Here is an 18,607-nt window from a genome sequence, read left to right on the forward strand (position 1 = left end):
GATATCTGATGCTAGCAGACTTGCACAGAGGGAACGCAACAACGAGACCTGCACATGAACGATGCATCGTCCCACACACAAGGCTGGCGGCCGGCGACCTATTACCCCGATCCGGCAATACGTGCACTCGATCCCCGCTTCGAAAAATACTGGCTAAAACTTTCGGCGGTGGAGCGGCTGGCGACCGGCCTGCGCTGGGCCGAGGGGCCGGTGTGGTTCGGCGACGGGCGCTACCTCTTGTGCAGCGACATCCCGAACCAGCGCATCATCAAATGGGAGGAGGAAACCGGCACCGTCAGCGTGTTCCGGAAACCCTCGAATTTCGCCAATGGCAACACCAGGGATCGCCAGGGCCGGCTCGTCACCTGCGAGCATGGCGGCCGCCGTGTGACCCGCACCGAATATGACGGCACCATCACCGTGCTGATGGATTCGTTCAATGGCAAGCGGCTGAACTCGCCGAACGACGTCGTGGTGAAGTCCGACGGCTCGATCTGGTTCACCGATCCGACCTTCGGCCTGCTCGGTAATTACGAGGGCTACAAGGCCGAGCCCGAGATCGAACCGAACGTCTACCGGCTCGATCCTGCGAGCGGCAAGGCGACCATCGTCGCAGAAGGCGTGCTCGGACCGAACGGGCTGTGCTTCTCGCCGGACGAGAAGATTCTGTACGTCGTGGAATCGCGCGGCGTGCCGAATCGAAAGATTCTCGCCTATGACGTCGCGGCGGACGGCACCACGGTCGCCAACAAGCGCGTCCACATCGATGCAGGTCCCGGCACGCCGGACGGCATGCGCTGCGACATCGACGGCAATCTCTGGTGCGGTTGGGGCATGGGGGATCCCGAGCTCGACGGCGTGGTCGTGTTCGCGCCTGACGGCGTCATGATCGGCCGCATCGCGCTGCCCGAGCGCTGCGCCAATCTCTGCTTCGGCGGCGTCAAGCGCAACCGCCTGTTCATGGCGGCGAGCCAGTCGATCTACGCGTTGTACGTGAACACGCAAGGTGCGCTCGGGGGATAGGTGCTCCGGTCGTCATTGCGAGCCAACGGGTCCGCGCGCAGCGCGGCCCGATGACAGGCTCCGCGAAGCAATCCAGACTGTTTCCCCGGAGACGGCCTGGATTGCTTCGTCGCAAGGGCTCCTCCCAATGACGGAAACGAAATACGCCGGAGCGGTTTCCCGCTCCGGCGTCAAATTTGGTTCAGACGATAAAGGTTACGCCGCGTTGAAGCCGGCGACGGCCTTCACTTCGAGGAAGTCTTCCAGGCCGTACTTGCCCCACTCACGGCCGTTGCCGGACTGCTTGTAGCCGCCGAACGGCGCGGTGCGGTCGTTCGGCACGCCCTGAAGGTTGACGTTGCCGGCGCGGATCTGACGCGCCACCCGCTTGGCGTCCTCGACGGTCGCGCCCGAGACGTAGCCGGCAAGACCATATGGCGTGTCGTTGGCGATCTTCACCGCATCCGCCTCGTCCTTGGCGCCGATGATGGTCAGCACCGGTCCGAAGATTTCCTCACGGGCGATCGTCATGTCGCTGGTGACGTCGGCGAAGATGGTCGGGCGGACATAGAAGCCCTTGTTGACGCCTTCGGGCAGGCCCGGGCCGCCGGCAACGAGCGTCGCGCCCTCGTCGATGCCCTTCTTGATCAGCGCCTGGATCTTGTCCCACTGGCCGCGGTTGACGACCGGACCGATGGTGGTGCCTTCGGCGCGGGGATCGCCTGCCTTGGTCTTGTCGGCGACAGCCTTCGCGATCGCGGCGACTTCCTTCATCTTCGACAGCGGCACGATCATGCGCGAGGGCGCGTTGCAGGACTGGCCGGAGTTGTTGAACATATGCATCACGCCGCCGGTCACCGCCTTCTGCAGGTCGGCGCCTTCGAGGATGACGTTCGGCGACTTGCCGCCGAGCTCCTGGCTGACGCGCTTGACGGTCGGAGCTGCGCGTTTCGCCACGTCGATGCCGGCGCGGGTCGAGCCGGTGAACGAGATCATGTCGATATCGGGGTGCTCGCTCATGGCGGCGCCGACCTCGGGGCCGAGGCCGTTGACGAGATTGAACACACCCTTCGGCACGCCCGCTTCATGCAGGATCTCCGCGAAGATCAGCGCCGAGGTCGGTGTGAACTCCGACGGCTTCAGGATCATGGTGCAGCCGGCGGCGAGCGCAGGCGCAACCTTGCAGGCGATCTGGTTCAGCGGCCAGTTCCAGGGCGTGATCATGCCGACCACGCCGATCGGCTCGCGCAGCACCATGGCGGTGCCGACCGGCTCCTCGAAATGGTAGTTCTTGAGCACGTCGAGCGTGGTCATGAGATGGCCGAGGCCGGCGCCGGCCTGGAGCTTCTCTGCCATCGGCAGCGGCGCGCCCATCTCGTCAGAGACGGCGGCGCCGATCTCCTTGAGGCGGCCCTTGTAGATCTCAATGATTTTCGTGAGCAGCGCGACGCGCTCCTCGCGGCTGGTTTGGGAGAACGTTACAAAGGCGCGCTTGGCGGCGGCAACGGCCTTGTCGACGTCGGCCTTGGAGCCCAGCGCAACCTCGTACATCGCCTCTTCCGTCGCCGGATTGACCACGGCGGTGGACTTCTTGACGGCGGGATCGACCCAGGCGCCGTCGATATAGAATTGCATGCGATTGACCATCGTTAACCTCTTCTTGGGGGCTTGGAGGGGGCGTTTCGGCAGGCATCCTTGCACGAAAGCGCCGGCAATTGAACCCGCCATATGCGGGGCCAGCGTTGCGGCGGACTGAGGCTATATGAGCCGGCGGTGGGAACGTGGCAAGGTTCTCTCGATCGTCCATTCCGGGGCGGCTCGAAGAGCCGAACCCGGAATCTCGAGATTCCCCGGTGCGCAATTGCGCACCTGAGGTTCGCGCTAACGTGCGCCCCGGAATGACAGCGGAGTCAACTCAACTATACCGCCATCTTCCGGTGCAGCACCGGTGCGCCGGTGGTGAGGCTTTCGGCCGCATCGATGATGGCGTTGGCATCGATGCCGTGGTGCCGGTAGAGGTCGGCGATCGTGCCGGTCTGACCGAACTGCTCGACGCCGAGTGCCTCGACGCGGTGGCCGCGGACGCTGCCGAGCCAGCCGAGCGCGGCGGGATGGCCGTCGATCACGGTCACGATGCCGCAGTCGCGCGGCAACGGCGCCAGCAGTTTCTCGATGTGGCTGAGATGCTGCACGCCGCGGCGGTCGCGCCGCAATCTTCGCGCGGCGGTCCAGCCAGCGTGGAGACGGTCGGCCGAGGTGATCGCGAGCAGGCCTACATCGCGGCGACTCTCGCCGATGAAGCCGGTCGCCTCGATCGCTTCCGGCGCGACTGCGCCGGTATAGGCGATCACGACTTCGGCATTCGGCCCCGGTTTGCGCAGCCAATAGGCGCCCTCGGTGATGCCCTGCCTCAGCTCCGGAGTCATGATGCGCTGCGCCTGCTCGATGCTGCGCGTCGACAGCCGCAAATAGATCGAGCCGCCCTCGCCGGCCTCGCGCTGCATGTGCTCAAAACCGAAAGCCATGATGACCGCGAGCTCGTCGACGAAGGCCGGCTCGAATGAGGCGAGCCCATCCTGCGCCATCCCAATCAACGGCGTTGCGATCGACTGGTGTGCGCCCCCTTCGGGCGCAAGCGTGATGCCCGATGGCGTTGCCGCCACCATGAAGCGCGCATCCTGATAACAGGCATAGTTCAGCGCATCGAGACCGCGCTCGATGAAGGGATCGTAGAGCGTGCCGACCGGCAGCAGCCGCTCGCCGTTGATCTGATGCGACAGGCCGAGCGCCGAGAGCATGATGAACAGGTTCATCTCGGCGATGCCGAGCTCGAGATGCTGCCCCTTGGGGGAAGCATCCCAATTATAGGTCGAAGGAATTTTCTCGCTGCGGAATAAGTCCGCCTTCTCCGCGCGGGCGAACAGGCCGCGGCGATTGACCCAGGGGCCAAGATTGGTCGAGACGGTCACGTCAGGCGAGGTCGTGACGATGCGCTTCGCGAGCTCGCTGTCGCTGCGCGCGATCTCGTTCAGCACGAGACCAAAGCCCTGCTGGGTCGACATCTGCGGTGACGGCTTGAACGCGAGCTGCTGAGGCACCTCGACCACGGGTGCGCTCAAGCGACGGCCATCCTGGTTGAACGGCACCCGCGCCAGAAAAGCTTCGAGTTCGGCCGGGTCTTGCGCGAGCCCCTCGAACTTGTCCCATTCATGCCCGGGCCGGATGTTCTGGCTGTCGCGAAACTTCTCCATCTGCGCGACCGTCATCAGCCCCGCGTGGTTGTCCTTGTGACCCTGGAACGGCAGGCCGACGCCCTTGATGGTGTAGGCGATGAAGCAGACCGGGTGATCGTGGTCGATGGACTCGAACGCCTCCAGCATGCTCGCCATGTCGTGGCCGCCGAGATTCGACATCAGCGCCAAGAGCTCGTCGTCGCTGCGCTTGTCAATCAGCTTGGTGATCGGGCCCTGGTCGCCGATCTCATCGTGCAGATGCTTGCGGAACGCCGCGCCGCCCTGAAAACACAGCGCTGCATAGAGCGCGTTCGGACAATTATCGATCCAGCGCTTCAACGCCTCGCCACCCGGCTCGGCAAAGGCCTCGCGCATTAGCCGGCCATATTTCACGATCACCACGTCCCAGCCGAAATTGCGGAACATGGTCTCGAACTTTTCCCAGAGCCCTTCGCGCACGACGGCATCGAGCGACTGCCTGTTATAGTCGACCACCCACCAGGTGTTGCGCAGGCCGTGCTTCCAGCCTTCTGCAAGGGCTTCGAAGATGTTGCCCTCGTCCATCTCGGCATCGCCGACCAGCGCAATCATCCGCCCTTCGCGGCGATCCTTCATCCAGCCATGCGCCTTAACGTAATCCTGCACCAGCGAGGCGAACAGCGTCTGCGCGACGCCGAGGCCGACCGAGCCGGTGGAGAAATCGACGTCGTCGACATCCTTGGTGCGTGAGGGATAGGACTGCGCGCCCTTGAAGCCGCGAAAATTCTCCAGCTTCTCGCGGGTCTGCCGGCCGAACAGATATTGGATGGCATGGAACACCGGGCTCGCATGCGGCTTCACTGCGACGCGATCCTCAGGTCTCAGCACGCTGAAATACAGGGCCGACATGATGGTGGCGAGCGAGGCGGATGAGGCTTGGTGGCCGCCGACCTTGAGGCCGTCCCCGCTCGGGCGGATGTGGTTGGCGTGGTGGATGGTCCAAGACGAGAGCCACAGCGCTTTGCGGCTAAGGGCGGTCAGGATGTCGAGGCGGGCGGAATCAACGGGCATGGCAATGCTCCCGGAAACAGGTCGGCCGATGATACGCCTGCCGGCCGCGCCAGACTTCTCAATTTTTCGCGCCATACCCGCTTGTCTTGGGATACTTTACCAACGGAAGGCCAAATATACAGGTTTGATCCCAATGCCCGAGCTCGACACCATCGATCGAAAAATCCTCGCGCTGCTCCAGACCGACAGCCGCATGACCATGCAGGAGCTTGCCGACAAGGTCGGGCTCTCGGTCTCGCCCTGCCACCGCCGCGTCAAGCTTCTGGAGGAACGCGGCGTCATCTCGCGCTACGTTGCGACCGTCGACCAGAAGGCGCTGGGGCTACACGTCAGCGTCTTCATCTCGATCAAGCTGGCGCGGCAGAAGGAGGAAGACCTCAACCGCTTCGCCCGCGCGATCTCGAAATGGGACGAGGTGCTGGAATGCTATCTGATGACCGGCAATCGCGACTATCTGCTGCGCGTGGTGGCCGCCGACCTCGCCTCCTACGAGACGTTCCTGAAGACCAAGCTGACCCGGCTCGACGGCATCGCTTCGATCGAATCGAGCTTTGCGCTGAGCCAAGTGAAGTATTCGATTGCGCTGCCGGTGTAGCGTATCACCGCCACGGCTGCACGATGATCTTGGTGTGCGCCTCGGGATTGGCAAGATCGGCGAACGCTTTTGCGACGCCGTCTATACCGACCTCCGCGGTCACCATCGCCGCCGCATCCACCTGCCCTTCCGCGATGAGACGCAGCGACGCTGCGAACTCGTCCGGGGTGTAGCCGAGCACGTACTGGACGTTGAGCTCCTTCATGATGCCTAGCATCGGCTCGCTTTTGTCGGTTTCCATGCAGACGCCGACCACGACAACGCGCGCATCGCGCGGCGCGCCTTCGAACACCTGCTGTAACAGGCCGGGCACGCCGACACATTCGAAAATGATCGCAGGCCTCAGCGCGGGCAGCATGGCCTGGAACGGCGGTCGCGCTGCCTTCTCGGCCTCCGACATCTGGGCGTGCTCGGCCCAGGTCGCATAAGGCTGCGACACCCGGGGATCGACGACGATATCCGCGCCAAGCCTGGCCGCAAGCGCGCGCCGCGCCGGCGAATAGTCGGCTGCGACGATCGGATGCAGCCCCTTGAGCTTGAGCGCAGCGATCACCGCAAGCCCGACCGGGCCGCAGCCGATCACCAGCGGCACCTCGCCGCCACGGATATTGGCTTTTGCGACGGCATGGACGCCGACGGCGAGCGGCTCGGTCAGCGCAGCATGTTCCGGCGCAAGGCCGTTTGGCACTTCGAGCAGCAGCGGCTCGCTGAGCAGCATCGCCTCGGCATAGCCGCCGATATTGTCGTTGGAATAGCCGATGCCCTCAATGCCCTGCGGCGTCACCAGGGCCGGCAGCGAGCAGACCCGCGTCCCCGGCCTAAGCTTGCGTTCGGTGCCCGGTCCGTAGTCGACGATCTCGCAGCAGAACTCATGACCGAACACGACGTCGCGGCTGAGATCCATCGGCTTGCGGCCGGTCTTCCGCGCCATCTCCACCATGCGATGGGCGTGCTGGCGTGCGTGCAGATCGGACCCGCAAATGCCGCAGGCGAGCGTCTTGACCAGAACCTGGCCGGGACCCGGCGTCGGCTCCGCCATCCGATCGACAACAATCTCACCGTTCCTGAAAATCGCAGCGCGCATCCGGCTCCTCCCGTGGTGTTGGAGCCATTGGTACCACGACGCGCGACGCGCGATCTTGCCTCAGGGGTTCGGGGAGCGCTCTTCCAGCACCAGGAGTTGGGCGCGGCGCACCCGCTCGCGATGGGCGATGTAAAGGCCGCTCGCGACGATGAAGGCCGCGCCCACGATGGTCCAGAGGTCAGGCACCTCACCGAAGATGAAGAAGCCCAGAATGCTGACCCAGAGCAGCTGGGTGTAGGAGAACGGCGCCAGCACCGAGGCATCGCCATAGCGATAGGCCAGCACGATGATCCACTGGCCGACGGTAGAGGCAACTCCGATCACGATGCCAAGCCCGATCGCGGTCCAGCTCGGCGTGACCCAGACGAACGGCACCATCACGGAAAGGATCGCAACGCCCGTCAGCGCCGAGTAAGCCATGGTGGTGAGAACCGCCTCGCGACCGCTCATCATGCGCGTCAGGATCAGCGCGGCAGCCCAGCAGAACGCCGAGATGATCGGGAAGAACGCCGCGGCATGAAATGCGCTGGAGCCCGGGCGCAGGATGATCATCACGCCGGTCAGGCCGATCGCGGTGGCGATCCAGCGGCGCAATCCGACCTTCTCGCTCAGGAAGATGATCGACAGCGCGGTGACGAACAGCGGTGAGACGAAGCCGGTGGCGGAGGCTTCCGCAATGGGGAGGAAGCGGAGACCGGTGATGAAGAACAGGGAGGAGCCGAGCAGCGCGGCGCCGCGCATCAATTGCAAGCCGAGGCGCTCGGTGCGCATCGCATGCAGCGGCGAGCCCGGCAGCATCACCGGCGTGAACATCAGCGCGAAGGTGACGAAGCGGATCCAGGTGATCTCGATCGACGGCAGGCTGGTCGAGAGATATTTCGCGGTGACGTCGGATGTGCCGAGAAACACCGTCGACAGCAACACCAGCGCAATGCCTTTGAAGGGATGATCGACGCGCGCGGGCGCGCGGCGAACTTCCTGCTTCTTCTCCGGCACGGGCATGGGAATATTGTCGAGCCTTGCGGCTGCGGCGGGCGGCGGTGTCACGGCTGGAACCCGGGAAAATGCGAATCGAGAACGCTCGTAAAAAACGACAAATGCGCCGCGCCCGCAACTTCCGAAAACAGGATGCCGATATGCGCTGACGCCCGCGCGCGTCAATACTCCATTAATAATGAGCGTTTGTGCATTACAACATGGGCAGGCTGCGCGGCTTCGGCCCGCGCGGAAACGCCGCATCGAGCGCCGCAATCTCGTCTTTCGTCAGCACGAGATCGCCGGCAGCCGCATTTTCGCCGGCATGTTCCGCGGACGAGGCTTTCGGAATCGCGAACACCGTAGTTGCACGGGTGAGGAAGCTTAGTGCGACCTGACGCGGCGTCACGCCACGCGCCTCCGCAATGCGCCCGAGCACGGCACCACCCTTGCTGCGCGCGTCCGGGAAATCGTCATGACCAAACGGCGAATAGGCGACCACGGCGACACCATGCCGCTCACACCAGGGAATCACGGCATGCTCGATCGCGCGTTCCTTGAGATGATAGAGCACCTGATTGCATGCGATCCGCCCCTCGCCCGCAACCTCGAGTATTTCGTCAAGATCCCCGGCGTCGAAATTGGAGACGCCCCAGGACTTGATCTTGCCGGTCTTCACCAGCTCTTCGAACGCGGCGACGGTGTCCTCGAGCGAATAGGAGCCGCGCCAGTGCAACAGATAGCAGTCGAGCCGATCGGTCTTCAGCCGTTTCAGCGAACGCTCACACGCCGTGATCGTGCCGCGGCGCGAGGCGTTGCTCGGCAGCACTTTTGAGACGAGGAACACTTCATCGCGACGGCCCGCAATCGCCTCCGCAATGACGAGCTCGGCATCGCCATACATCTCGGCGGTGTCGATGTGGGTCATGCCGAGATCGAGCCCGCGCTGAAGCGCGGCAATGGTGCGGTTGCGGTCGCCACGGTCGAGATACCAGGTGCCCTGTCCGATGACGGAGACGTTGGCGCCGGTCGTGCCGAACGAGTTTAATTTCATCTGCAATCCTCATCTCCGCTGCCTATGTCGTCCTGGCGAAAGCCATTACCACAGGGAGATGTTGTTACAGAAGACGGTGGCGACAGTTCTGTTCCGCGCGCGATGAGATGGGAGCAGCGCGCCGCTACCCCGCCGCCCCCGCAAGCTTGCCCTGCTTCGCCGGCACTTCCGTCGTTGCAATCAACCGCTTCAGCTCGGGGATGCAGGAGCCGCAATTGGTGCCGGCCTTGAGCTTGCCGCCAATCTCGGCCGCGGTGCGCGCCCCGGCGGCGATGGTGTCGCAGATGGTGCCGCGGCCGACGCCGAAGCAGGCGCAGACGATCGGCCCGGTCGAGGCCGCGCCCTCCGTCGACTTGCCTGCCAGCAGCATGCGGCGCTGCTCGTCGGTGACGTGATCGGAGGCAAAGGCATTTCTGACCACTTCCCAATCGCCGGCATCATGCCCGGGGCCGACGAACAGGCAGGCCTCGATGCGATCGCCCGCGAACGAGGCTGCGCGATAGATGCCGCCGCCGAAATCGCGATATTCGGCAACGTCCTCGCCGGCGACGCCGTCGAGCCAGGCCGGCCAGCGCGATAGATCCGCATTGTCGGCGAACAGATAGCCGAAACCGCCGGGGACCGTGACGCGGGTCCACAACAGGTTCGGCGGCAGATCGAGCTGCTGTCGCGACAGCGCAAAGCCGCGAAAGACGTATTCGTAAGGCGCGATCGCGACTGGGGTCGCCTTGGACTCGGGCTGTCCGGAGAACGGATCCGTGAACGGCTGCACCAACGCCCCGACGCGGCCATGCGAGGCATTCATCGCGCTCCAGTGGATCGGAACAAACAGCGTGCCGCGCTGCTGGCGTTCTGTGACAGCGACCTTCAGAATGCACTGGCCGTAATCAGTGCTGACGCGGGCATAGCCGTCATCGACGATGCCGTATTTGCTGGCGTCGTCCGGGTGGATCTCGACAAACGGCTCGGGCAGATGCGCGCCGAGCCGCTGGCTGAGGCCCGTGCGCGTCATGGTGTGCCACTGGTCGCGGATGCGTCCGGTATTGAGCCTCAGGGGACGCGAGGCGCCGGTCTCGCTGCGCAACGCCGGCACTTCCGGCGCGACGAAGCGGCCCTTGCCGTCATTGGTGAAGAAGCCGCCATTCGCGAAGAAGCGCGCGCCGGGCGCCTCGCCTTGGCGCGCCGGCCACTGCACCGGCTTGAGGGCATCGAAAGCGTCGTCCGACAGCGAGGTCAGGGCGCCGATGTCGAAATCACGGCTGCCGTCGTTCTCGAAGGCCGAGAGCGCCGCGTGCTCGCGAAAAATCTCGGCGGCCGATTTGTAGTTGAAGCTGTCGCCGAAGCCGAGACGTTTTGCGGTCTCGCTCAGGATCCACCAATCGGGGCGCGCCTCGCCGGGCGCCGGCAGGAACGAGCGCTGGCGCGAGATGCGGCGTTCGGAGTTGGTCACCGTGCCCGACTTCTCGCCCCAGGCGAGCGCCGGCAACAGCACATGCGGACCCGCCTCAACCGTGTCGTTGGAAAGCACGTTCTCGGAGACCACGAACAGCTCGAGCTTCTTCAGCGCCTCGCGCACGAAGTCGGCATCGGGCAGCGACACCGCGGGATTGGTGCCCATCACCCAAAGCGCCTTGACCTCGCCGCAGTCGATCGCCTCGAACAATTGCACTGCCTTCAATCCTTCATGGGTGGCGATGCGCGGCGCCTTCCAGAACCGTCTGACACGATCGATGTCGGGCGGCGTGAAGCCCATATGGGCGGCAAGCATATTGGCGAGGCCGCCGACCTCGCGGCCGCCCATGGCGTTGGGCTGGCCGGTGAGCGAGAACGGCGAAGCGCCCGGCTTGCCAATGCGTCCCGTCGCAAGATGGCAGTTCAGGATCGCGTTGACCTTGTCGGTGCCCTGCGCCGACTGGTTGACGCCCTGCGAATAGAGCGTGACGACGCGCGGCGTGTCGCGGAACATCTGAAAGAAGGCCGCAACATCCTGTTCGGAGAGGCCCGTGGCCAGCGCGGTCGCAGTGACGCTGCCAGCAATGTTGCGCGCGCGAGCCAGCGCATCGTCGAAACCCGAGGTGTTGTTCGCGATGTAGTTCTGATCCAGCGCGCCGTTGTCGGCGAGATGGATGAACAAGCCGGAAAACAGCGCGGTGTCGGTTCCGGGCTTGAGGCCGAGGAACAGATCGACGTCATCAGCGGTGTCGGTGCGGCGCGGATCGATCACGATCATCCGCGCACCACGCTCCTGCCGGTTCTTCAGCATGCGCTGGAACAGCACGGGATGGCACCAGGCCGCATTCGATCCGACGAAGACCAGCAGGTCAGCCTGGTCGAGATCCTCGTAGCAGCCGGGCACAGTGTCGGCGCCGAAGGCGCGGCGATGACCGGCGACCGAGGACGACATGCACAGCCGCGAATTGGTGTCGACATTGGCGGTGCCCACAAAGCCCTTCATCAGCTTGTTGGCGACGTAATAGTCCTCGGTAAGCAATTGGCCGGAGAGATAGAACGCGACTGCGTCGGTGCCGTCGCGCGCCACGATGTGCTGCATGCGGTGGGCGACGTGATCGAGCGCATCGCTCCAGGCGACGCGCTCGAGCACGCCCTTGCAGCGGATCATCGGATAGAGCAGACGGCTTTCGAGGCCGACGGTCTCGCCCAGCGCCGAGCCCTTCGAGCACAGCCGGCCGAAATTGGCGGGATGCTCGGGGTCGCCCGCGATAGCCGCGCCGCCCTTGCCGTCCGGCGTCGCCAACACGCCGCAGCCGACGCCGCAATAGGGACAGGTCGTCTTGGTCGTGCGGAGCGCGGGATCGATCGCCGTCATATCGAACTGCCTTATCAAGCCGCCTTGTCAAGCCGCCTTGGAGGGACGCGCTAGCGCGCGGCCGAACATCATGTCGGTGCGGATCGCCGCCACCTTGTCGCGATTGCGGATCAGTTCGAGATACCAGAGCGCATCGACGGTATCGCCGATCAGCACGGCACCGGTGAGCCGGCCGTCAGCAATGACGAGCTTCTTGTAGGTGCCGCGCCTGCGGTCGGTGAGCACGAGGCTCTCGCTGCCCTCGCCGCCCATGAAGTCGCCGGCCGAGAACACGCCGACGCCAGAGACTTTCAGATTGGTCGAGACCACACTGCCCTGGTAGGCGGCCGGACGGCCGGCCAGATGCCGCGCCAGCACCCGCGCCTGCTCGTAAGCCGGCTCGACCAGGCCATAGCAGATGCCGCGATGCTCGGCGCATTCGCCCAGCGCGAAGATGTCGGGCGAAGCCGTCTGCATCACATCGTTGACGACGACGCCGCGGTTGACAGCGATGCCGGCGTCCTCGGCCAGTGCAACGTTCGGCTTGATGCCGGCGGCGAAGATCACGGCGTCGGCCTCGATACGGCTGCCATCGGCAAGCTCGACGGCCTCGACACGGCCCTCGCCATGAATGCGGGCGGTCGAGGCATTGAGCAGGATCCGGATGCCCTTGCGCTCGACCAGCGTCTTGAGCAGATCGGCGGCCGGCCCATCGAGCTGGCGCTCCATCAGCCGGTCCATCAGATGCAGCAGCGTCACCGGCGCGCCGGCCTTGGCAAGTCCATACGCCGCTTCGAGACCGAGCAGGCCGCCGCCGACCACGATGACGCGCTTCTTCGCCGCAGCTAGCGTCAGCAACAGATCGACGTCGCGCGTATCGCGGAAAGTGTGCACGCCGGCTAAATCGGCGCCCGGCACGTTAAGCCGCAGCGGCGTCGAGCCGGTGGCGAGCACCAGCTTGGAATATTCCATGCTCTCCTCACCGGCGATCTTGAGCTCGCGGCGGCCGGTATCAATCTCGGTGACCCGATAACCGTAGCGCACCGTGACGCCGCGATGGCGCCACCAATCGGCCGGCCGGAGCTCGATCTCGTGCGAGCCGGTCTCGCCAGCCAGCACGGATGAGAGCAGCACGCGGTTGTAAGCGAGCCGCGGCTCTTCGCCGATGACGGCGACCGCGTAGCGGCCGAGCGCGGTCTTGGCGAGCTCATCGACCAGTCGCGCGGCCGCCATACCGTTACCGACAATGACGAGCGGTTCACTCATGGCAATTCCCTATTCCATAGCCTGCGGTGGAGCTTCTCCCCGCGTACGGGGAGAAGCGAGCTTCGTACCGAGTGTCACACTCTTGCTTCCGCAAGGCTCGACGCGCCTTCACCCTGCGGGCTGCGACGCAGGTAGAACCACCAGGTCAGAGCGAGGCAGGAGGCGTAGAAGGCGAGATAGATCGCGAGCGCGAGCTGCGGTCCGCCGGTCAGGGCGATCGACTTGCCGAAGCCGGTCGGGATCAGGTAGCCGCCGACCGCGCCGATCGCACCGATGAAGCCGACCGCCGCGCCGCTCTCGATGCTCGCCGTCTTCAGCGCGAGTGCGCGCGCCGTATCACCCTTGCCGCGCACCTTGAACAGATTCTCCTCGCGAAAGATCGAAGGGATCATGCGATAGGTCGAGCCGTTGCCGATGCCCGTCGTCACGAACAGGATCAGGAACATCGACAGGAAGCCGATGAAATCCTTCTGTCCCACGAAGTAGAGCACGCCAACCGTGGCGCCCGCCATCATGATGAAGTTCCAGAAGGTGATGATCGAGCCGCCGATCTTGTCGGCAAGCCAGCCGCCGAGCGGGCGCGAGAGCGAGCCGACCAGCGGTCCCATGAACGCGATCGAGATCGTCACGGCCGGGAATTGCGTCTTGATCAGCAGCGGGAACGCGGCGGAGTAGCCGATGAAGGATCCGAACGTGCCGATATAGAGGTACGCCATGATCCAGGTGTGCTTGCGCTTGACGATCGCGAGCTGGTTCTTCACCGACGATTTCGCCGAGGTCAGATTGTTCATGAAGAACACGGCGCCGAACACCGCGATCGCGATCGGCAGCACCCACATCAGGCCGGCGTTCTGGAGGAAGACGCCGTCGACGGGCGTGGCCTGGAACAGGTTGATGACCGCGAGCGTCATCAAGATCGGGGTCAAGAGCTGCACGCTGGAGACGCCGATATTGCCGCCGGCGGCGTTGAGGCCGAGCGCCCATCCCTTCATCCGGTCGGGGAAGAAGAAGGAGATGTTGGTCATGCTGGAGGCGAAATTGCCACCGCCAAGGCCCGCGGCCGAGGCAACCAGCAGCATCAGCCAGAACGGCGTGTCGGGTTGGCTCACGAAATAGGCAAGCGACAGCGTCGGAATAAACAGGATCGCTGCACTGAAGACGGTCCAGTTGCGGCCCCCGAAGGTCGTCACGGCAAATGTGTAGGGGAAGCGCATCAGGGCGCCGATCAGGCCCGGCACGGCGACGAGCTGGAACAGCTGGTCGGTGGTGTAGTGGAAGCCCGCCTGCGGCAGCTTGGTGGCGACGATGCTCCAGATCAGCCAGACCGAGAAGCCGATATGCTCGGCCACGATCGACCAGATCAGGTTGCGTCGCGCGATGGTCTTGCCAGTCGTATTCCAGAACGCCTCATCTTCGGGGCGCCAGTCTGAAATCCAGGTTGGATTCTTCGTCATTGAGTATCCCTTCTAGGCTCACCGCTGCGTCGTTGCAGGCTCAGCCTCCGGCCACGGAGGCACGCTCCGAGGCGTCACCCCGGTGGCGAGTTCACGATGCTGATTGATGATGTTGAGGGACGTCGTCGTTGGCGTCGCGCAATCACATTTCAATTTCCGTGCCAGTTGCGCGCACGCTGGAAATATAGGGATTTCAGTACGTTATTCGTATTGCCCGAATTTCTTGCAAGGCCTTTCCGCACGCTAAATTTGCGATTCGCTCAATCCTTGTGCGACGCACAAGGATTGAGCGACATGTCAATTAATTAGGCGCGCGCATGTCGCGCGTTAACGCTTCGGTTACGCGGCCTCGATGAAGCGATGGCGCTCGTAGAGGAATTCGAGCACGCGCTGCCGGCACTTCAAGTAGGTGGCGCTGGTCGCAAGCTCGAGCCGCTTGCGCGGCCGCGTTAGCGGCACCTCCAGCACCTCACCGATGCGCGCGCTCGGCCCATTTGTCATCATGACGATGCGGTCGGACAACAGCACCGCCTCGTCCACGTCGTGAGTAATCATCAGGATGGTGTTGCCGAGCTTCTGATGCAGCGCCATCACGGAGTCCTGGAGATGCGCTCGGGTCAGCGCGTCGAGCGCGCCGAACGGCTCGTCGAGCAGCAGCACCTTCGGCTCCATCGCCAGCGCCCGCGCAATGCCGACGCGCTGCTTCATGCCGCCGGAGATTTCGGAAGGACGCTTGTCCCTGGCGTGGGCCATCTGCACCAGGCTGAGATTGTGCATCACCCAGGCGTCGCGTTCGGCGCGGGATTTGGTCCTGGAAAAGACCTTATCGACGCCGAGCCTGACGTTCTCGTAGACGGTCAGCCACGGCAGCAGGCTGTGGTTCTGGAACACGACGGCGCGATCGGGCCCCGGCGAGTTGACCTCGCGATTCTCCAGCAGCACGCCGCCGGTGGTCGCGCCGGTCAGGCCTGCGATGATGTTGAGCAGGGTCGACTTGCCGCAGCCGGAATGACCGATGATCGAGACATATTCGCCCTTCTCGATCGTCAGGTTGATCTCCTTGAGCACCTCCGTGGTGGCCGCGCCGCGGGTGAAGACCTTGTCGATGTGGTCGAGCTTCAAATAGGCGGTCATGTGCCCTCCTCTCAATTCTGCGCGGTGCCGCGGGTGACGAACTTGCCGATGCCCGCGATCAGGCGGTCCAGCACGAAGCCGACGATGCCCACATAAAACAGCGCCAGGATGATCTCGCTGATATGCGAGGAGTTCCAGGCGTCCCAGATGAAGAAGCCGATGCCGACGCCGCCGATCAGCATTTCGGCGGCGACGATCGCGAGCCACGACAGGCCGATGCCGATGCGCAGGCCGGTGAAAATGTAGGGCGCGGCCGCCGGAATCATGATCTTGGAGAAGAACTCGAGCGGATTGAGCTGCACCACGGCCGCGACGTTGCGATAGTCCTGCGGGATGTTGCGGATGCCGACCGCGGTGTTGATGATGATCGGCCAGATCGAGGTGATGAAGATGACGAAGATCGCCGAGGGCTGGCCGTCGCGAAAGGCGGCGAGCGAGAGCGGCAGCCAGGCGAGCGGCGGGATGGTGCGCAGCACCTGGAATAGCGGATCGAGCCCGCGCATCGCCCAGACCGACTGTCCGACCAGCACGCCCAACGCGATGCCGGCGATCGCTGAGAGCGAATAGCCGAAGGCGACGCGCTGGAGACTTGCGGAGAGATGCCAGAACAGGCCCTTGTCGATACCGCCATGGTCGAAGAACGGATCGAGGATCAGCTCCTTGGTGTCCTTGAACACCTTTGATGGTGGCGGCAGCGCCGAGCCGGCGCGGCGGCAGACCAGCTCCCAGACCAGCGTCAGCAGCGCGATCACGACCAGCGGCGGGATCACGCGCGCGGCCGTCTGCCGCGCCATGCGTGCGTAAGCTTCGGTGCGCGGGGGACGCTTTGGCGTCATCGCGACGACCGGCGCGGCGCTGGCCGCAGGCGTCGCCGTTTCAATCTCAATCTTGGCGGCGGACATATTCATTGCAATCTCTCTCCGGCTTCAAAAGACGATGCGGCCGCGCAAAGGCGGCCGCTGGCCCCCATCAGACTTCGACACGTTTGATCGCGAGCGACTTCAGATAAGCAGCCGGATTTTCCGGATCGAATACCTTGCCGTCGAAGAAGGTTTCCTTGCCGCGCGAGGTGGAGGCCGGGATCTCGGAGGCCGCGACACCGAGCGTCTTGGCCGCATCGCGCCACATGTCCTCGCGATTGACCTTGGCGATCAGCGCCTTGGTGTCGAAATTCGCCTCGTACTTGCCCCAGCGGATGTCCTCGGTGAGGAACCAGAGATCGTGGCTCTGGAAGGGGTACGAGGCGAAGTCGCGCCAGTACTTCATGATGTGTGGAGAGTTCTCCACCACCTTGCCGGGGATGCCGTAGTCGAACTTGCCTGCGGTACGATCGAGCACGTCCTCGACCGGGCAGTTCATCCACTGCCGCTTGCCCATGATGGCGGCAAGCTCGGCCTTGTTCTCGGCCTTGTCGGCCCATTGCTGGGCTTCCATCACCGCCATCAATAGCGCCTTGGCGGCCTTTGGGTATTTGTCGACGAAGGCGGCGCGCATGCCGAAGGATTTCTCCGGATGCTTATTCCAGAGCTCGCCGGTCGTTACCGCGGTGTAGCCGATATTCTGATGGATCAGCTGCAGATTCCAGGGCTCGCCGACGCAGAAGCAGTCCATGGTGCCGACCTTCATGTTGGCCACCATCTGCGGCGGCGGCACGACGATGGTCTCGATGTCCTTGTCGGGATCGATGCCGCCGGCGGCGAGCCAGTAGCGGATCCAGAGATCATGCGTGCCACCGGGAAAGGTCATTGCCGCCTTCACGGCCTTGCCGGACGCCTTCTTCTTGTCCAGCGCAGCCTTGAAGGGCGTCGCATCGACGCCGAGCTTGAGGTCAGCATATTCGTTCGCAACGGAGATGCACTGGCTATCGAGATTGAGCCGGGCCAGGATGTACATCGGCGTCGGCTGGTTGTTCTGCGTCACCTTGCCGGCCGAGATCAGATACGGCATCGGGGTGAGGATATGTGCGCCGTCGATGCCATTGCCTTCGGAGCCGAGCACGAGGTTGTCGCGCGTCGTGCCCCAGGAGGCCTGCTTCTGCACGTCGACGTCGGGCATGCCGTGCTTGGCGAACAGCCCCTTGTCCCTGGCGACGAACAGCGGGCCAGCGTCGCTGAGCGCGATGAAGCCGAGCTTGGCGCCCTTGACCTCAGGGCCTGCCTCCTGCGCGAAGACGCCGGCGGGAAAATTCAGTTTTGCGGCGGCGAGAAGTGCGGCGGTAGCGCCGGTCGCCTTCATCAATTGGCGGCGGCTAAGCCCGTTATCCGAGGGCCGGCGGGTGCGCTTGGTCATAGGCAGGTCGTCCTTTGCGTCGTTGCAGAATTGATGGCTTCAGTGCACACGATCAGCCCGTCCGTCCGGCGGCGCCGTATTTGGCGCATGCGAACGCACGACCGGGGAAACCCCCGTCCGGTGGCGTCGGCAAGTCGGATGAGAAGTCTCGCGGGACGGCTTCAATGGCGTCGGCACGGAACTATTCAAGCTTCGTGCCAAGCCTGATGGCCATAATAGGTAAGAACAATCAACATGTTATTGGAATTGCGGCAGGCTGCCGCATCACCGCTTCGCATGTGAAACTTGCGATCTGCTCAATCTTTGTGCGACGCACAAACCTTGTGCAGCAGCTCAAGCAGGAGGCCGACAGGCGCTTCGGGGACCGTTTGAGCAGAGACACATCCCGCTGATATCGCTTCATTTTTCCTCCGCGCACGAGCGGCACGCAACTTGCATTTACTTGGGCGTCAACGAAGACTGCGGCTTGCCGCATGGTTGCAGCCTCTGGCGGCTGCATTCCGGAAGCTCAACTGCTTCGCGGTCCTCTCGCTCGTCGTGACGCGATTCCCAAGGCTTCCAACTCCATAGCCCTCGTGCGCGGCAGGCCAGCCCGCACGACGCCAAGACGTTCAGCGCGCTCTCCATGAGGGTGTGTCGATCTCACTTACGAAGCAAAAGGATCC

Annotated in this window: 13 protein-coding genes; 2 read left to right on the forward strand and 11 right to left on the reverse strand. The window is 64.0% G+C overall.

All coding sequences use genetic code 11. The annotated features are described in order from the left end of the window. The first annotated feature begins 54 nt into the window (after nucleotides 1-54). On the forward strand, nucleotides 55-1,023 hold the full coding sequence (locus IVB01_RS29995; protein ID WP_247279304.1) for an SMP-30/gluconolactonase/LRE family protein: 969 nt from the start codon (nucleotides 55-57) through the stop codon (nucleotides 1,021-1,023). Between the two features lie 195 nt (nucleotides 1,024-1,218). On the opposite strand, the gene IVB01_RS30000 is transcribed toward IVB01_RS29995, so the two are convergent. Then, nucleotides 1,219-2,649: an aldehyde dehydrogenase family protein gene (locus IVB01_RS30000; RefSeq protein WP_247279303.1), complete on the reverse strand. Its 1,431-nt coding sequence runs from the start codon at nucleotides 2,647-2,649 to the stop codon at nucleotides 1,219-1,221. 272 nt (nucleotides 2,650-2,921) lie between these two features. Then, on the reverse strand, nucleotides 2,922-5,285 hold the full coding sequence (locus IVB01_RS30005) for a transketolase (RefSeq protein ID WP_247279302.1): 2,364 nt from the start codon (nucleotides 5,283-5,285) through the stop codon (nucleotides 2,922-2,924). Nucleotides 5,286-5,418: 133 nt separating this feature from the next. On the opposite strand from IVB01_RS30005, the gene IVB01_RS30010 reads away from it, so the two are divergent. Further along, on the forward strand, nucleotides 5,419-5,880 hold the full coding sequence (locus IVB01_RS30010) for an Lrp/AsnC family transcriptional regulator (protein ID WP_247279301.1): 462 nt from the start codon (nucleotides 5,419-5,421) through the stop codon (nucleotides 5,878-5,880). Nucleotides 5,881-5,884: 4 nt separating this feature from the next. Here the strand turns inward: IVB01_RS30010 and IVB01_RS30015 are convergent, their stop codons facing one another. The 9 genes from IVB01_RS30015 to IVB01_RS30055 all read right to left on the reverse strand — a co-directional run bounded on the left by IVB01_RS30015 (nucleotide 5,885) and on the right by IVB01_RS30055 (nucleotide 17,942). After that, on the reverse strand, nucleotides 5,885-6,964 hold the full coding sequence (locus tag IVB01_RS30015) for a zinc-binding dehydrogenase (RefSeq protein ID WP_247279300.1): 1,080 nt from the start codon (nucleotides 6,962-6,964) through the stop codon (nucleotides 5,885-5,887). Nucleotides 6,965-7,024: 60 nt separating this feature from the next. Further along, complete coding sequence (locus IVB01_RS30020; protein ID WP_247279339.1) at nucleotides 7,025-7,966, reverse strand: DMT family transporter; 942 nt, start codon at nucleotides 7,964-7,966, stop codon at nucleotides 7,025-7,027. 187 nt (nucleotides 7,967-8,153) lie between these two features. Continuing rightward, nucleotides 8,154-8,993, reverse strand: a complete 840-nt coding sequence (locus IVB01_RS30025; protein ID WP_247279338.1) for an aldo/keto reductase — start codon at nucleotides 8,991-8,993, stop codon at nucleotides 8,154-8,156. A 124-nt stretch (nucleotides 8,994-9,117) separates the two neighbouring features. After that, complete coding sequence (locus tag IVB01_RS30030; RefSeq protein WP_247279299.1) at nucleotides 9,118-11,820, reverse strand: nitrate reductase; 2,703 nt, start codon at nucleotides 11,818-11,820, stop codon at nucleotides 9,118-9,120. Between the two features lie 27 nt (nucleotides 11,821-11,847). Further along, nucleotides 11,848-13,065 carry an FAD-dependent oxidoreductase gene (locus tag IVB01_RS30035; protein WP_247279298.1) on the reverse strand — a complete coding sequence of 406 codons (1,218 nt, stop codon included), beginning with the start codon at nucleotides 13,063-13,065 and terminating at the stop codon, nucleotides 11,848-11,850. Nucleotides 13,066-13,139: 74 nt separating this feature from the next. After that, complete coding sequence (locus IVB01_RS30040) at nucleotides 13,140-14,519, reverse strand: MFS transporter (RefSeq protein ID WP_247279297.1); 1,380 nt, start codon at nucleotides 14,517-14,519, stop codon at nucleotides 13,140-13,142. Between the two features lie 339 nt (nucleotides 14,520-14,858). Then, the gene (locus IVB01_RS30045; protein WP_247279296.1) at nucleotides 14,859-15,653 is read right to left on the reverse strand and encodes an ABC transporter ATP-binding protein; all 795 of its coding nucleotides are present in this window, start codon (nucleotides 15,651-15,653) and stop codon (nucleotides 14,859-14,861) included. Nucleotides 15,654-15,664: 11 nt separating this feature from the next. Beyond that, a complete protein-coding gene (ntrB, locus tag IVB01_RS30050; protein WP_247279295.1) occupies nucleotides 15,665-16,561 on the reverse strand; it encodes a nitrate ABC transporter permease in 897 nt (298 codons plus the stop codon). A gap of 61 nt (nucleotides 16,562-16,622) precedes the next feature. Beyond that, on the reverse strand, nucleotides 16,623-17,942 hold the full coding sequence (locus tag IVB01_RS30055; protein WP_247279294.1) for a CmpA/NrtA family ABC transporter substrate-binding protein: 1,320 nt from the start codon (nucleotides 17,940-17,942) through the stop codon (nucleotides 16,623-16,625). Nucleotides 17,943-18,607: the final 665 nt, after the last annotated feature.

This window comes from Bradyrhizobium sp. 164, from assembly GCF_023073715.1.
GTDB lineage: Bacteria > Pseudomonadota > Alphaproteobacteria > Rhizobiales > Xanthobacteraceae > Bradyrhizobium.

What these genes read in the sequence shown, in the direction of transcription:
- IVB01_RS29995 (WP_247279304.1), top strand. Translation starts at nt 55, where the DNA reads ATGAACGATGCATCGTCCCACACACAAGGCTGGCGGCCGGCGACCTAT.
- IVB01_RS30000 (WP_247279303.1), bottom strand. Translation starts at nt 2,649, where the DNA reads ATGGTCAATCGCATGCAATTCTATATCGACGGCGCCTGGGTCGATCCC.
- IVB01_RS30005 (WP_247279302.1), bottom strand. Translation starts at nt 5,285, where the DNA reads ATGCCCGTTGATTCCGCCCGCCTCGACATCCTGACCGCCCTTAGCCGC.
- IVB01_RS30010 (WP_247279301.1), top strand. Translation starts at nt 5,419, where the DNA reads ATGCCCGAGCTCGACACCATCGATCGAAAAATCCTCGCGCTGCTCCAG.
- IVB01_RS30015 (WP_247279300.1), bottom strand. Translation starts at nt 6,964, where the DNA reads ATGCGCGCTGCGATTTTCAGGAACGGTGAGATTGTTGTCGATCGGATG.
- IVB01_RS30020 (WP_247279339.1), bottom strand. Translation starts at nt 7,966, where the DNA reads ATGCCCGTGCCGGAGAAGAAGCAGGAAGTTCGCCGCGCGCCCGCGCGC.
- IVB01_RS30025 (WP_247279338.1), bottom strand. Translation starts at nt 8,993, where the DNA reads ATGAAATTAAACTCGTTCGGCACGACCGGCGCCAACGTCTCCGTCATC.
- IVB01_RS30030 (WP_247279299.1), bottom strand. Translation starts at nt 11,820, where the DNA reads ATGACGGCGATCGATCCCGCGCTCCGCACGACCAAGACGACCTGTCCC.
- IVB01_RS30035 (WP_247279298.1), bottom strand. Translation starts at nt 13,065, where the DNA reads ATGAGTGAACCGCTCGTCATTGTCGGTAACGGTATGGCGGCCGCGCGA.
- IVB01_RS30040 (WP_247279297.1), bottom strand. Translation starts at nt 14,519, where the DNA reads ATGACGAAGAATCCAACCTGGATTTCAGACTGGCGCCCCGAAGATGAG.
- IVB01_RS30045 (WP_247279296.1), bottom strand. Translation starts at nt 15,653, where the DNA reads ATGACCGCCTATTTGAAGCTCGACCACATCGACAAGGTCTTCACCCGC.
- ntrB (WP_247279295.1), bottom strand. Translation starts at nt 16,561, where the DNA reads ATGAATATGTCCGCCGCCAAGATTGAGATTGAAACGGCGACGCCTGCG.
- IVB01_RS30055 (WP_247279294.1), bottom strand. Translation starts at nt 17,942, where the DNA reads ATGACCAAGCGCACCCGCCGGCCCTCGGATAACGGGCTTAGCCGCCGC.